The sequence below is a fragment of the Cytobacillus oceanisediminis 2691 genome, assembly GCF_007678455.1.
Taxonomy (GTDB): domain Bacteria; phylum Bacillota; class Bacilli; order Bacillales; family Cytobacillaceae; genus Mesobacillus; species Mesobacillus oceanisediminis_A.
Window position 1 is genome coordinate 61671 of the sequence record NZ_VEEP01000007.1, and the last position, 13566, is coordinate 75236.

The window sequence follows — 13566 nt, forward strand, 5'->3', positions numbered from 1 at the left end:
GTAATTCGGACAGGTTTGAGGGAGAAGCAAAAAAAGCTGTCAAAAAACCTCCGTAATTCGGACAGGTTTGAGGGAGAAGCAAAAAAAGCTGTCAAAAAACCTCTGTAATTCGGACAGGTTTGAGGGAGAAGCAAAAAAAGCTGTCAAAAAACCTCCGTAATTCGGACAGGTTTGAGGGAGAAGTAAAAAAGCTGTCAAAAAAACCCCGTAATTCTGACAGGTTTAGGTGAGAAGCAAAAAAAGCTGTCAAAAAAACCTCGTAATTTTGACAGGTTTGAGGGAGAAGCCATAAAAGCTGTCATAAACAAGAATTTATTCGTGATGCCCCTTCCCTACATTCCCTACCATAACAAAGAGTAAAAATATTTTGAAATAACTATCTAGTAAAAAAGGTCTATTTTAGCGAAATATGGTACAATTAAGAAAAAGTTCTAGTCATCGTCTGAGAGGATTGAAACCTATGGCCCGCCGTGTTACTAGCATATTGGACAACCTGCTTGGTTGGGGGAAAATAATGTTGCCTCATTCATCGCTTTGTTATTATCCGCCTCAGTTCATCTTGAGGGATCCTGTTGTAACAGGGGTGAAGAAGGCTTTTAACAGTGGCTGTGAAGTGGCAGTCATCGCCTATACGATCAAAAATCACCGCGAGCTGGCGGCTCAGCTTGGTGGGGAGACGTGGAAGTACCACAAGGCTTTGAAGCGTCATTTCAAAGCTGTGATTGAATTGGAAATTGAAAAAGAGGACATGATTGTCCTGCATGATTACTATAGTGACAGCTTGAGCCTGTTTATAAGGATTGACCATAACAGGCATTGTATCTCGGAGATTGATGGGAAGATGAAGAAAATCCTCAGGGAAGCGGAAAGCAGGATTTTTCATGAGTATCCGACCGTCCAGCCTATCTTTGACACGGGATTCATTTTTATTGATAAATCAGTAGGGTCCGTACATGAAGCGGTCTTGAAGGCTCATCAGCAGGCGTTTGCGATGGCTGAAAAGCGGATTCAGACGGAATTCAATGAAATGGTTTATGAAATGAACAAAATCATCTCCCGGCAGAATATAAAACTTTTGGCACAGCCAATCATTGACGTCGCCACTAAGGAGGTCCGTGCGTGGGAGATGCTGACCCGCGGTCCTGAGGGGACAGCCCTCGAAAGTCCACTGCAGCTTTTTTCAGTCGCGAGGCAGACGAATATGCTGTATGAGCTTGAAATGATTGTCCTGAGGAAAACGCTTGACCAAATTACATCAACTGGCTGCCAGGATGATATCTTCATTAATTTTACGCCGATCACGCTTGGCAATTTTCGATTCGTCCGTGATTTGAAAACAATGATGAAATCCTATGAAGGCATCAAGCCGAATCAGATCACCCTGGAAATCACCGAACGGGACTCGATTGAGGGAATCGATAATTTTATCTATAATATAAAGGTGTTAAGAGGAATGGGTATCAAGATTGCGGTGGATGATACAGGAGCGGGATATGCCAGCCTGAATACCATCAGTGAGATCATGCCGGATGTCATCAAGATCGACCGATCCGTCATCCAGAACATCGACAAGAACTCTGTGAAGGAGTCGATGCTGAAAGGGCTTCTGCTTGTCGCAAAGGAAGCAGGCTCTACTGTCATAGCCGAAGGAATCGAAAATGAGCATGAAGCATCAGTCCTCTCACGGAACAAGGTTGAACTGGCACAAGGTTATTTTTACGCCCGTCCTGGATTATTGAAAACCGTCTAGCATCTTCGAGAGGTGATAAGGAATGTATTTTGTCGACAGGGATCAAATTGAGCAAACATTGGAGTTTTTGGACAGGCAGATTGATTTTTTTGAAAGCAATGGATCATGGGAAACGCCTATGGAAAAAGCGGCCCTCGAGCGTGCAGCGCATACGATGGTGGAGGCTGTTCTTGATGTGGGCAATTCGATGATTGATGGCTTCATCATGCGTGACCCGGGCAGCTATGAAGACATCATCGATATCCTCGATGATGAAAAAGTCGTGACGCCTGACATGAGCGCAGGCTTGAAAAAAATCGTCCTGTTCAGGAAGATGCTAGTCCAGCAATACACTGATGTGGACCATGGAAGCCTGATCCAAACCTTCAAGTCTGAACTTCCGCAACTCAAGCTGTTTCCGGTGAAGGTCAGGGAATATCTAACGAATGAACTAGGCCCGGTTTCCGCTTTTAAAAAGTAAAGCTGGATGAAGAGACCGATAAGATGAACTGAGCAGTTCATAAGTCGGTCTCTTTTTCTTTGCTGTGAGCTTTGTCCTTTGCACTGCCTGCTCTACTTTAATAAAATGGGATTATTCGTTTTAGCACAACAAGGGAACATTATGCATAGGAGTGATCATCATGAAAAAATATAAAGGCTATCTGATTGATTTAGATGGAACGATGTACAGGGGCTCAGAACGGATCGAGGCGGCTTCGGATTTTATAAAAAGGCTGATTGCAGCTGGAATTCCTTATTTATTCGTCACAAATAATTCTTCGCGTACACCGGCCCAGGTGGCGAAAAAGCTGCGGAGCTTTGATATCCCAACCACTGAGGAGCAGGTTTTTACGACAAGTCAGGCAACGGCCAACTATATTTATGAGCAAAAGCAAGATGCGACCGTATACGTGATTGGCGAAGAGGGGATTCAGACAGCTATCGAGGAAAAAGGGCTCCGGTTTGCAGGGGAAGAAGCGAATTTCGTCGTTTCCGGAATTGACCGCGGCATTACCTATGAAAAGCTGGCAGTTGGCTGCCTTGCGGTCAGGAACGGGGCCACTTTCATTTCAACTAATGGAGATATCGCAATTCCGACAGAACGTGGCCTGCTTCCGGGAAATGGATCACTAACATCAGTCATCGCTGTTTCCACGCAAACAGACCCAATCTTCATTGGCAAGCCGGAATCAGTGATCATGGAACAGGCACTGAAGGTCCTGGGAACTGCGAAGGAAGAGACGCTGATGGTCGGGGACTATTATGATACCGACATTCTCGCAGGCATGAGGGCCGGAATGGATACTCTGCTTGTACACACGGGGGTCACAACGAAGGAACTGCTGAAGGGTTACGATGAAATGCCAACCTATACAGTCGATTCATTGGATGACTGGGAAGTATAAAAACAGAAGGGACTTGTGCCATCGCCGGCTGCAAGTCCCTTTATCATTATTCCTCTACATTCGCCGCTCGGTGTGCAAGTCGGCTTGAAGCAGCCGCTGCAACAGCTCCCACAATATCATCCAGGAATGTATGGCATTTGCCTGACTTTTCTTTATCATTAAGGAGTTCAAGGATACCCGGTTTTGCTTTATCAATGAACCCGTAGTTGGTGAATCCAATCGAACCATAGATATTGACGATTGAGAAAGCGAGAATCTCATCCACGCCATACAGGCTCTCATCTGTTTCAATAATGGATTGAAGCGGTTCGCCAAGCTTCTTCTGCTCTGCGAGGATATCAAGCTGGATTCCTGTCAGGATGGCATTCTGGACCTCACGTTTGGACAATACTCGCTCGACATTCTGGATGCAATCGTCCATCTGCAGGTTCGGATGATACTTCTCCTGCAAGAAGAACACAAGTTTCGCAATATCCTCTATTTCAACCCCGCGTTCGTGAAGCCATTTCCGGGCAGTTTCCTCTGTCATATGAATGGCGCGTTTCTTTTCTAACATCTGCATCACCTTTCTGTTTTTAATTCAGATAAGAAAGTGTGTATCTCACTTTGGTAACTGTCTAGCTCCAGCGCCTAGCCCCTCGAGACGTTTCGGTCTGCCCAATGAAGTCAAAGAACGACTTCACTGGTCAGCCCTCCAACGCTTGTCGGGGCTGACCAAGGCGCTTACGCTTTTCTAATAGCTATCTTCATATCCTATTTAACCTAAATTATTCCGCTTAATCCGTTTTAGTGAAAGAATTCATTCCTTTAAATCATTTCCCGAATGAAGCCAGTTATTCATTTCATTGTTTTACAGTCCGGCACATATATTTGTAAAAGAATGGCTTGGAGAGAGGTGCTGTTTGATGTTTCAAAAGATGTTAAAAGAAGTATATGGGATTTTTCCGGATTCAGAAGTATCTCTTGGAAGATATCATGGATATAAACAGAATGAAGGGCTTTATTTGATTATGGACGCTAATGGGGCAAAAGAGCAAGAGATAAGCGAGCTTTCGAGAATCGCTGACCATATGCAAAAAGCTGGTGACCGCAACGTTTCGCAGCTGCTTACAGACAAGGAAGGACGCCAGATTTGCGAATGGGAGGGAAGGAAGTACTGTGTGCTGCAGAGTCGTGCCGCACCGATGCCGGAGAAATTGCGAACAGGCAGGAAGCTGGCCAGATTCCATGCAAGAGGCAGGCAAATCCCTTTCAAGGTTGAAGGGATGAACAGGGTCGGACAGTGGAAACAGCTCTGGGAAAAGCGGCTGGACCAGATGGAAAAGGTGTGGAGCGGCAAACTCTATACTGAGCCTGAGAACGATTTTGAGAGAATGTTCATGGAGTCTTTTCCGTATTATATGGGATTGTCGGAAAATGCCATCCAATATCTTGCAGATACGGAGATCGATGATAAGCCGACAAAGATTGACCACGGCACTGTCTGCCATGAGCGCTTCACCAATACAGTCTGGAGAGGGCCGTATTTTGTGAAAAATCCATTTGAGTGGGTGTTCGACCATGGAAGCCGCGATCTGGCAGAGTGGGTAAGGGAGCGTTATTTTGCCAACATCCAGACGAGCCAGCCGGAAATCAAAAACTTCCTTAATGAGTACCAGAGTCTGACAATGCTGTCGCCGTTTTCATGGAGGCTTCTGTACTCCAGGCTGCTGTTTCCGCTTCACTACTATGAAGCAATCGAAAATTACTATATTACCCAGTCAGAACAGACAAAGCGCCAGCTTGAGGACCGTTTGCGGAAGTATCTGGACCAAAGCAGTGATTACGAACGTTTTTTAAGCCATTTTTACCAGATTGGCGATGCACCTGTGAAAATGGCGAAGCTTCCTCCGGTTGAGTGGTTATTACGGTAGTCGAAGCTTTTGCGTAAATGTGATAGAATGAATATTATTCTATTATATTAACCGCTTACAAAAAGGAGCCAGACGATGAAACCGTATATTTATATTACCAGGAAACTTCCTGAAGAAACGATTGTAGAGCTCACCGAGCAATTTGAGGTGAAGATGTGGGAGCATGAAGATATCCCTGCCCCGAGAGAGGTTTTGCTCGCTGAAGCAAAAAAAGCCAGTGGGATGATCACCATGCTGTCTGACAAAATTGACGAGGAATTGCTGTCAGCTGGTGAAAACCTGAAAGTCGTCGCCAACCTGGCTGTGGGTTTTGACAATATCAATCTCAAATCAGCCACCGAGCGCGGAATCGTTGTGAGCAATACCCCAGATGTGCTGACCGAGACAACCGCTGATCTTACTTTTGCTTTGTTGATGGCTGCGGCAAGGCGCATCGTCGAAGCAGCAGATTATATCAAAGCTGGCAAGTGGGAAGGCTGGAGCCCATACCTGCTTGCAGGACATGATGTATATGGAAAGACGATCGGAATCGTCGGTATGGGGAAAATTGGTAAGGCTGTTGCCCGACGCGCGAATGGCTTTGGAATGGATATTCTTTACCATAACCGTTCCCGTAAACCGGAAGCTGAAAAGGAACTCGGTGCGGTCTACAGTTCATTCGAGGATCTTGTATCAAAGGCTGATTATGTGGTATCACTCGCACCGCTTACAGATGAAACCAGAAATCTTTTTACAGCAGATGTTTTTGCGAAAATGAAAAAAAGCGCGATTTTCATCAATGTTGGACGCGGGCCGGTTGTGGACGAGCAGGCATTGTATGAAGCCCTGAAAAGCGGAGAGATTGCCGCTGCAGGACTTGATGTTTTTGAAAAAGAGCCCATTTCAACAGAGCATCCGTTGCTGGAACTTTCAAATGTGACAGCAATCCCGCATATCGGATCGGCAAGTACAGAAACGAGGACAAAGATGATCAAGCTTTGTTGCACGAACGTCAAAGCTGTCCTCACCGGAGACAGTCCGAAGACTATTGTTAATAAAGAAGTGATTCAATAACTCATCAATCCTTCCCTTCATGCAGGGGAGGATTTTTTTTACACTTACAGCCCCTTGCGATTAAGCGTTTTCATGGAGAAAGGCTTCTTAAATATCCCTTGTAAAAGAGGTTGGTCGTCTATATAATGTCTACTATACAAAAACAAATGTATTTTTAGAAAAGACAAAGGGAGAGGGGAAGAGAATATGCAGGCAATCTCGGTAGGACTTCTTGGATTAGGAACAGTTGGGTCGGGGGTAGTGAGAATCATTGAGAACCACCAGGATAAGTTGATGCACCAGGTTGGCTGCCCTGTGAAGGTAAAGAAAATCCTCGTCCAGGATGTAGAAAAGGAAAGGTCGGTAAAGGTCGACCCTTCTCTCCTGACGATGGACCCAGCGGACATCATCGAAGATCCGGAAATCGAAGTTGTGATTGAAGTCATGGGCGGGATCGAGAATACCCGTGAACATATGCTGCAGGCACTGAGGAACAAAAAGAACGTGGTGACAGCAAACAAAGATTTGATGGCTGTCCATGGCTCAGAGCTGCTGACGGCTGCGAGTGAAAATGGCTGCGATCTGTTTTTTGAAGCGAGCGTGGCAGGAGGCATCCCGATTTTGCGAAGTCTCGTTGATGGGCTTGCGTCTGACAGGATCACAAAGATGATGGGAATTGTGAACGGAACAACAAATTATATTTTAACGAAGATGAGCCAGGAGGGACTTCCATATGACAGCGTGCTGAAGGAAGCGCAGGAGCTGGGATATGCGGAGGCGAATCCGGCATCTGACGTGGAAGGGCTAGATGCAGCCAGAAAAATGGCGATACTGGGTACACTTGGATTTTCCATGAAGATTGACCTAGATGATGTGAAGTTTAAAGGAATCACTTCGGTCACAGAGGAAGACCTGCAGTATGCCAAACAGCTTGGCTATACGATGAAATTGCTTGGCATCGCTGTCCGTGAAGGTAACAAAGTCGAGGTATGTGTGGAGCCTGCCCTGTTGCCGTCTTCCCATCCGCTTTCGTCTGTCAATAATGAGTACAATGCGGTATATGTATACGGTGAAGCGGTCGGGGAAACCATGTTCTACGGCCCGGGTGCCGGCAGTCTGCCAACCGCCACTGCTGTTGTGTCAGATCTTGTTGGCGTCGTTAAGAATATGCGCCTAGGAGTTAATGGCCGTTCTATGGTCACCCCGCAATATGAGAAGCAGCTGAAGGATGATGGAGAAGTAAGTTCGAAGCACTTCCTCCGTCTGCATGTCCATGATGAAGTTGGTGTCTTTTCGGAGGTCACCTCGCTTTTCGCTGACCATAATGTCAGCTTTGAAAAGATCCTCCAGATGCCTTTGAAGGAAAAGGGACTTGCCGAAATCGTAGTCGTTACACATCGTGCTTCTCTCAAAGACTATCAAAATATCCTGATGGAGCTGCGTGACCTCAGGGTCGTGAAAGAAATCAAGAGCTCATACAGAGTCGAGGGGAGTGTCAATCGATGAGATGGCGGGGACTGTTGAGTGAATATCGTGAATACCTGCCAGTCAATGATCAGACCCCGATGCTGACACTGCATGAAGGAAACACGCCACTGATCCGGCTAGACCAGCTGTCAGAGCAGTGGGGCATTGATTTGCATGTAAAAGTTGAAGGGGCCAATCCGACGGGTTCATTCAAGGACCGAGGCATGGTGATGGCGGTCGCGAAAGCCAAGGAGGAGGGCAGTGATACGGTGATTTGTGCTTCCACAGGCAATACCTCGGCTTCTGCAGCTGCATATGCGGCGAGAGCAGGAATGCGGTGTATCATCGTCATTCCCGAAGGAAAAATCGCGATGGGCAAACTGGCACAGGCGGTGATGTATGGCGCCAGCATCGTTTCGATTGAAGGCAATTTTGACGAGGCGTTGAAAATGGTCAGGGCCATCAGTGAAAATGAACCAGTCACACTCGTAAACTCGGTGAATCCATATCGGCTCGAAGGACAGAAAACGGCTGCTTTCGAAATCTGTGACCAGCTGGGCGGTGCACCAGATGTCCTGGCGATTCCGGTGGGTAATGCGGGGAATATCAGTGCTTACTGGAAAGGTTTCAAAGAATACAATTCCAGCAGGCGGACAGGATTGCCGAGGATGTTCGGTTTCGAGGCAGAAGGTGCAGCAGCAATCGTGCAGGGAAAACCGATTGAGCAGCCAGAAACGATCGCCACTGCCATACGAATCGGCAACCCTGCCAGCTGGAATCTTGCTGTTGCTGCCAGGGATGAATCAGAAGGAACAATTGACTTCGTCACCGATGAAGAAATTTTACAGGCATACAGCCGACTGGCCTCTACAGAAGGGATATTTGCTGAGCCGGGTTCATGTGCCTCGCTGGCAGGAATCCACAAGCTTCTGAAACAAGGGGAAATTCCTCGTGGCTCCCGGATTGTTGCTGTACTGACGGGAAATGGATTGAAGGACCCTTCAACTGCCATCGATATCAGCTCCATCTCACCCGTGCTGCTTCCGAATGACGAAAGAATCGTCAGCGAGCATATCAGGGGAGTGGTCAGACAATGAACGGACTGGGGGAACCACATGCTGCAGGCATTACAGCAAGACAGGTTTTTGCGGTAAAAGTCCCGGCAAGCTCAGCGAACCTTGGCCCCGGCTTTGATTCCCTTGCAGTCGCATTGGACCTATACCTGGAGCTCGAGGCAGAGCGAAGCAATCGTTGGGAGGTGGAGTTCCTCTCACCATCCTTAACAGACTTTCCGCGTGATGAAACGAATTATATTTGCCAGATCGCGCTTAAAACCGCTTTAATGTACAAGCAGAAAATGCCGCCTCTCCGAATGTCTGTCAAAAGCGATATTCCGCTGGCAAGAGGGCTGGGTTCCAGCGCTGCGGCGATTGTTGCCGGAGTGGAACTGGCCAATGAATTTTGCAATTTAGAATTGTCACTGCTTGAAAAATTAAAAATCGCTGCAGGGTTTGAAGGCCACCCGGACAATGCGGGGGCCAGCCTTTTTGGCGGTGTCGTGGTGGGCAGCCAAATAGGGGATGAAGTCGATCTGACGGTACTTGACCAGGTCCAGTTCGATCCGATACTGGTTGTCCCCCGGGAGGAATTGCTGACCGAAATATCACGAGACGTGTTGCCGGCAAACATGGAATTCCAGCACAGTGTCCGGGCAAGTGCCGTTGCCAATCAGCTGCTTGCTGCATTGTTAACTCATAATTGGACGCTTGCAGGCAGGATGATGGCTGCCGACCTGTTCCATCAGCCATACAGGAAAGAACTTGTGCCATTTTTTGATGATGTGCATGAAAAAGCCATTCAGTCAGGAGCATTCGGCGTTGCACTGAGCGGGGCCGGGCCATCGATTTTGTGTCTGGCGGAACCCGGTAAAGGGGATGAAGTCGGGGGAAAAATGAAGCGGTGTGTCGATGGAATGGAAATTTTAACTTTAAAAATCGACCGGAACGGATGCAGTTCCAGCATGAAAAAAAGCGGTTTTGCCATTTAAGGCAAAACCGCTTTATTATTGGTTAATTAGAATACCTGTTCAACTTCAACAACGCCAGGTACTTCCTCTAAAAGGGCGCGTTCGATTCCAGCCTTAAGCGTGATTGTGGAGCTCGGGCAGCTTCCGCATGCACCCAGCAGGCGAAGTTTTACGATGCCATCTTCTACATCCACTAGTTCGCAGTCTCCACCATCGCGAAGAAGGAATGGACGCAATTTATCTAATACTTCTTGTACTTGCTCAAACATTTGCTGTTCAGTCATGCAAATCGACTCCTTTCATAATACTTATTATAATCTCATCAGCCGGAAAAATCTATCCAATTGAATGAAAAACCTCAGAACAACAGTTTTTTCCTTATGAATCCTTTTCATCGTATAGTAAAATAAAAGAAAATAACAGGGGGTAATTGATAATGGAACGCAAAGAAGTAGAAATAGTCGTTTACGGCGCAGAAGTATTATGCCCTAGCTGTGTCAACCTGCCATCCTCAAAAGAAACATATGAATGGCTCGAAGCCGCAATCGGCCGCAAATATGCAGACCAGCCTTTTAAAATTACTTATGTCGATATCTACAACCCTCCTGCAGATGAAGATAAGCGGGAATTTGCTGAAAAAGTAATCGAAGAAGACATGTTTTATCCCGTCGTCCTGCTCGAAGGCAAGGTTGTCGGCGAAGGAAATCCGAAATTGAAGACGATTTACGCCGAATTAGAGAAATACGGATACATTTCAGCGTAATTCTGTTAAAAGCATTCCGAAACGGAGTGCTTTTTTCTCTTTTTGAGAAGAATCTCTTTAAAATACCGATTTATTAAAAAAGCGAAAAACCTTTTATAGCGATTTTAAAATTATATAGCGACTTTTTTGTTTTTATAGCGGCTTTTGAAATTATATAGCGAAAATTTCATTTTTATAGCGACTTTAAAGATTATATAGCGAAAAATTCAATTATATAGCGAACTGGAAATTCCCGCTGATTTTTACCAGTTACCAAAAAATAAAAAAACCGGGCACCCGCGCCCGGTTCACAAATGATCATCCATTATGATACTTATACATCCACAAAATACCTGACTTCAGCAATCGTGCTACGCGGCCGGTGATCGGACGTTCTGCAACCAGACCGAAACCGTGCTTTTTGCCAAGTGAACCGATGACGCCTTTCAGCTTGATCGGCGGGAAGGATTCAGGTGGTTCTTCGCCTTTCCAGCGCTTTTGCAGCACCTGGACGATTTGCTCAGCCTGGCCTTCTGCAAGCTGGGCGCTCGGTGCATGCGGCAGGCTCGCACAATCCCCGACTACATATACATTTTCATGTCCTGGCAGGTTGTGCTGCGCAGTAACCGCGGCCCGGCCCATGCTGTCTTTTTCGACATCCATTTCACGGACAAGTCTGTTTGCCTGAATTCCGGCAGTCCAGACAATCGCGTCACATACAATCGGCTCATCATGATTGTATAAGACGTTTTTCTGTACTTCTGTAATATTTGCATTGTTGATGATTTCGACATTATGGTTGTCAAACCAGTTTTCCACATAGGTGCTCAGGCGCTCGGAGAACGCGGACAGAATATGGTTTCCGCGATCGAAAAGCTTGATTTTCAAGTCTTTGCGGCTTTCAGCCAATTCACTCGCAAGCTCGACACCGCTCAACCCTGCACCAACAATGGCAACACTTGAACCTGCTGGCAGATTATTAAGTGCCTGATAAGTAGCGCGTGATTTTTCGATTGACTGGATGCTGTACGTGAACGTGTCGGCACCAGGAACATTGTGGTACTTATCTTCGCAGCCGAGACCAATGATCAAATCGTCATATTCCACAGCTTCATTACCCTGCAGCTCAACCTTATTTTCCTCCAGATTGATGGCCGTAACTTCCGCGTATTTTACCTGAAGGCGGGGGTGTTCAGGAAATGACACACGAATATGCTGATCGGAAATCGTGCCTGCAGCCAGCGCATAGTATTCAGTTTTCAAGCAATGGTAAGGAACACGGTCAATCAATGTAATGGATACATCTTCCGGCAGATCATTAGGCAGCAATTTATGGAGGACACGCATGCCGCCATAGCCGCCGCCAAGAATAACGAGATTTCTCATGTGAATTTCCCCTTTTTAACTCATCACAGACAGTCAATGATGTAGGTTTTTTAAGCTCGTTCTTGCAAACGGTAAACGGATACATAATTCGAAATTATTCTACAATATTTTTTCTGATTCGTTTTAATCCATAAAAAGTATAACGAAATTGTGACAAAATAACAACAATTTTATAGAGGCTGTAAGCCGGAGAAATTGACGATTTACCTGAAAAAGGGTACGATTAAAAATTAGTAGAGAGGTGAAACAAATGATTAAGCCGATCATTGAATTTTGTATCAGCAATCTTGCGAGCGGTTCTCAGGCAGCAAGGGCAGAGCTTGAACGGGACCCTGATCTTGACGTCATTGAATATGGGTGCCTTGGTTACTGTGGAAAATGCGCCATGTCCATGTTTGCGCTTGTAAACGGTGATCCGGTAGTCGGTGACACCCCAGAAGAGCTGGTTGAAAATGTTTATAAATATCTGGATGAAAATCCTATGTTTTAATATAGAAAAAAAGCTGGCATGGAAATCGTTCCATTCGCCAGCTTTTTTCATGATTTAGAGAAATTCAGTTTCTGCACTTGTTTCCATGAAATAGATAGTTTAGTTTCCGGAAACGGCTTGTCTTTCCCGCATCTCCTGCCAGCGGTCCTTGGCGAGCTGGATGATTTGCGGTTCGACAGACTGTCTCTGTTTTTCTATTACCTTCGAGAAAAAACGGACAGCGTCCTGCGTTTGACCGATTCTTCTTGAGAGCTCGCCAATCAGGTACATGAGGCGCAGTTCTGAGACCTGGGTGCCTTTATAATCACCAGTGCTATACGACTCGGTATATTCCTTAAGGGCCAGTTTTAAAAAACGGTTTTCCTGTTCATGGTTTTCAGTGGAGCGATACAGCCAGGCAAGCCTTATATAGAGACCGGCCGCAACAATATGTTTCTCTTTCTTCAGTGTCGAACTATAGGCTGCCAGCTTGAAAGTATTCATTGCCTCCTGGATTGTCCGCTCATCGCCGTAGTTATGAGGAGCCCACTGATTGCAGATTTTATCCTGGATGACCTGCTTGGCGCCTGGCGGAAAATAAGTGCTGAACTCATCGGTAAAAGAATAGCCGCAGTCAGGGCAGACATTGGTATAGTAAAGATTGGGATTTTCAAAACCGTCGGCATACTGAGGGGCAAAGTCAGAATCAAAGCTGAGGACTTTCACAAAACGGGAGCGAACCTTCTTGGTCGTAAAAGAATGCTCGCACATGGCACATGTGTATTTTTTATCAAAAAGAGGTACTAGTTGAGACATCTTTGTCACCTGCCGAATATCCTATGATTTTTGTGAATCTGTTTAGGTCTATTATACCAAGTTATTTGGCTGTTGGAGGAAAAAATTGAAGAATATTCTTTTTCAGCCTGATTGGTTGAGGATTGGAAAAATGCTGTATATACTATAAGAAAGGGAACAAGGAGGTTTTAATAAAATGGAAAATATCGTAATTATTACTGAAGAAGCTGCATTGCAGATTAAAGATATGATGAAGCAAAATGAAACGGAAGACGCTTTCCTGCGTGTTTCTGTAAAAGGCGGCGGCTGCAGCGGCCTGTCTTACGGAATGGGTTTCGCGCATGAAGTCGAAGAGGGTGACAGCCAGCTCGAGCAGCACGGCATCAAGATCCTTGTCGATAAGGAAAGCGCTCCAGTGCTGAATGGCACAACAATCAGCTATAAGCAGTCTTTAATGGGCGGCGGCTTCACAATCGACAACCCGAACGCGATCGCATCATGCGGCTGTGGTTCCAGTTTTAAGACAGCGACACGTGAAGGAACACCTGAAGAATGCTAAACTAAAACAAAAAGCAAGGTCCACGGACCTTGCTTTTTTTCA

The 13566-nt window shown here is 46.0% G+C and carries 15 protein-coding genes; 11 read left to right on the forward strand and 4 right to left on the reverse strand.

From position 1 onward, the window contains the following. Positions 1 to 514 precede the first annotated feature (514 nt). The 3 genes from FS736_RS14550 (at position 515) to FS736_RS14560 (ending at position 3135) form a co-directional block, all read left to right on the forward strand. On the forward strand, positions 515 to 1750 hold the full coding sequence (locus FS736_RS14550; protein ID WP_251542863.1) for an EAL domain-containing protein: 1236 nt from the start codon (positions 515 to 517) through the stop codon (positions 1748 to 1750). A 22-nt stretch (positions 1751 to 1772) separates the two neighbouring features. Beyond that, entirely contained in the window at positions 1773 to 2210 is a 438-nt protein-coding gene (locus FS736_RS14555) for a DUF86 domain-containing protein (protein WP_144478535.1), read from the forward strand. 160 nt (positions 2211 to 2370) lie between these two features. Next, positions 2371 to 3135, forward strand: a complete 765-nt coding sequence (locus FS736_RS14560) for a TIGR01457 family HAD-type hydrolase (protein ID WP_144478537.1) — start codon at positions 2371 to 2373, stop codon at positions 3133 to 3135. A gap of 46 nt (positions 3136 to 3181) precedes the next feature. Here FS736_RS14560 and FS736_RS14565 read toward each other — a convergent pair whose 3' ends face one another. Further along, positions 3182 to 3691 (reverse strand): phosphatidylglycerophosphatase A family protein, encoded by a 510-nt coding sequence (locus FS736_RS14565; RefSeq protein WP_144478539.1) that lies wholly within the window; start codon positions 3689 to 3691, stop codon positions 3182 to 3184. Between the two features lie 349 nt (positions 3692 to 4040). Between FS736_RS14565 and yutH the strand changes: the two genes are divergently transcribed. The 5 genes from yutH to thrB all read left to right on the forward strand — a co-directional run bounded on the left by yutH (position 4041) and on the right by thrB (position 9594). Next, entirely contained in the window at positions 4041 to 5048 is a 1008-nt protein-coding gene (gene yutH / locus FS736_RS14570; protein ID WP_144478541.1) for a spore coat putative kinase YutH, read from the forward strand. Positions 5049 to 5123: 75 nt separating this feature from the next. After that, entirely contained in the window at positions 5124 to 6101 is a 978-nt protein-coding gene (locus FS736_RS14575; RefSeq protein ID WP_144478543.1) for a 2-hydroxyacid dehydrogenase, read from the forward strand. Positions 6102 to 6287: 186 nt separating this feature from the next. Further along, on the forward strand, positions 6288 to 7586 hold the full coding sequence (locus FS736_RS14580; RefSeq protein WP_144478544.1) for a homoserine dehydrogenase: 1299 nt from the start codon (positions 6288 to 6290) through the stop codon (positions 7584 to 7586). Continuing rightward, positions 7583 to 8644 carry a threonine synthase gene (thrC, locus tag FS736_RS14585; RefSeq protein ID WP_144478545.1) on the forward strand — a complete coding sequence of 354 codons (1062 nt, stop codon included), beginning with the start codon at positions 7583 to 7585 and terminating at the stop codon, positions 8642 to 8644. Before FS736_RS14580 ends, thrC begins: the two co-directional genes overlap by 4 nt. After that, positions 8641 to 9594, forward strand: coding sequence for a homoserine kinase (gene thrB, locus FS736_RS14590; RefSeq protein WP_260983611.1), 954 nt, complete (start codon positions 8641 to 8643; stop codon positions 9592 to 9594). The genes thrC and thrB overlap by 4 nt, the downstream gene beginning before the upstream one ends. Before the next feature lie 26 nt (positions 9595 to 9620). Here the strand turns inward: thrB and FS736_RS14595 are convergent, their stop codons facing one another. After that, positions 9621 to 9857, reverse strand: a complete 237-nt coding sequence (locus FS736_RS14595) for a NifU family protein (protein WP_023626615.1) — start codon at positions 9855 to 9857, stop codon at positions 9621 to 9623. A gap of 152 nt (positions 9858 to 10009) precedes the next feature. On the opposite strand from FS736_RS14595, the gene FS736_RS14600 reads away from it, so the two are divergent. Then, positions 10010 to 10336, forward strand: a complete 327-nt coding sequence (locus tag FS736_RS14600; protein WP_144478546.1) for a YuzD family protein — start codon at positions 10010 to 10012, stop codon at positions 10334 to 10336. A gap of 297 nt (positions 10337 to 10633) precedes the next feature. Here FS736_RS14600 and FS736_RS14605 read toward each other — a convergent pair whose 3' ends face one another. After that, complete coding sequence (locus tag FS736_RS14605) at positions 10634 to 11701, reverse strand: NAD(P)/FAD-dependent oxidoreductase (RefSeq protein WP_144478547.1); 1068 nt, start codon at positions 11699 to 11701, stop codon at positions 10634 to 10636. Between the two features lie 250 nt (positions 11702 to 11951). Between FS736_RS14605 and FS736_RS14610 the strand changes: the two genes are divergently transcribed. Continuing rightward, positions 11952 to 12191, forward strand: a complete 240-nt coding sequence (locus FS736_RS14610) for a YuzB family protein (protein ID WP_079507135.1) — start codon at positions 11952 to 11954, stop codon at positions 12189 to 12191. A gap of 99 nt (positions 12192 to 12290) precedes the next feature. Here the strand turns inward: FS736_RS14610 and FS736_RS14615 are convergent, their stop codons facing one another. After that, positions 12291 to 12986, reverse strand: coding sequence for a DUF2225 domain-containing protein (locus tag FS736_RS14615; protein ID WP_144478548.1), 696 nt, complete (start codon positions 12984 to 12986; stop codon positions 12291 to 12293). Between the two features lie 175 nt (positions 12987 to 13161). Between FS736_RS14615 and FS736_RS14620 the strand changes: the two genes are divergently transcribed. Continuing rightward, positions 13162 to 13524, forward strand: a complete 363-nt coding sequence (locus FS736_RS14620; protein ID WP_144478549.1) for a HesB/IscA family protein — start codon at positions 13162 to 13164, stop codon at positions 13522 to 13524. Positions 13525 to 13566: the final 42 nt, after the last annotated feature.

Coding starts and splice junctions, on each gene's coding strand:
- FS736_RS14550 (WP_251542863.1), top strand. CDS start 515: ATGTTGCCTCATTCATCGCTTTGTTATTATCCGCCTCAGTTCATCTTG.
- FS736_RS14555 (WP_144478535.1), top strand. CDS start 1,773: ATGTATTTTGTCGACAGGGATCAAATTGAGCAAACATTGGAGTTTTTG.
- FS736_RS14560 (WP_144478537.1), top strand. CDS start 2,371: ATGAAAAAATATAAAGGCTATCTGATTGATTTAGATGGAACGATGTAC.
- FS736_RS14565 (WP_144478539.1), bottom strand. CDS start 3,691: ATGTTAGAAAAGAAACGCGCCATTCATATGACAGAGGAAACTGCCCGG.
- yutH (WP_144478541.1), top strand. CDS start 4,041: ATGTTTCAAAAGATGTTAAAAGAAGTATATGGGATTTTTCCGGATTCA.
- FS736_RS14575 (WP_144478543.1), top strand. CDS start 5,124: ATGAAACCGTATATTTATATTACCAGGAAACTTCCTGAAGAAACGATT.
- FS736_RS14580 (WP_144478544.1), top strand. CDS start 6,288: ATGCAGGCAATCTCGGTAGGACTTCTTGGATTAGGAACAGTTGGGTCG.
- thrC (WP_144478545.1), top strand. CDS start 7,583: ATGAGATGGCGGGGACTGTTGAGTGAATATCGTGAATACCTGCCAGTC.
- thrB (WP_260983611.1), top strand. CDS start 8,641: ATGAACGGACTGGGGGAACCACATGCTGCAGGCATTACAGCAAGACAG.
- FS736_RS14595 (WP_023626615.1), bottom strand. CDS start 9,857: ATGACTGAACAGCAAATGTTTGAGCAAGTACAAGAAGTATTAGATAAA.
- FS736_RS14600 (WP_144478546.1), top strand. CDS start 10,010: ATGGAACGCAAAGAAGTAGAAATAGTCGTTTACGGCGCAGAAGTATTA.
- FS736_RS14605 (WP_144478547.1), bottom strand. CDS start 11,701: ATGAGAAATCTCGTTATTCTTGGCGGCGGCTATGGCGGCATGCGTGTC.
- FS736_RS14610 (WP_079507135.1), top strand. CDS start 11,952: ATGATTAAGCCGATCATTGAATTTTGTATCAGCAATCTTGCGAGCGGT.
- FS736_RS14615 (WP_144478548.1), bottom strand. CDS start 12,986: ATGTCTCAACTAGTACCTCTTTTTGATAAAAAATACACATGTGCCATG.
- FS736_RS14620 (WP_144478549.1), top strand. CDS start 13,162: ATGGAAAATATCGTAATTATTACTGAAGAAGCTGCATTGCAGATTAAA.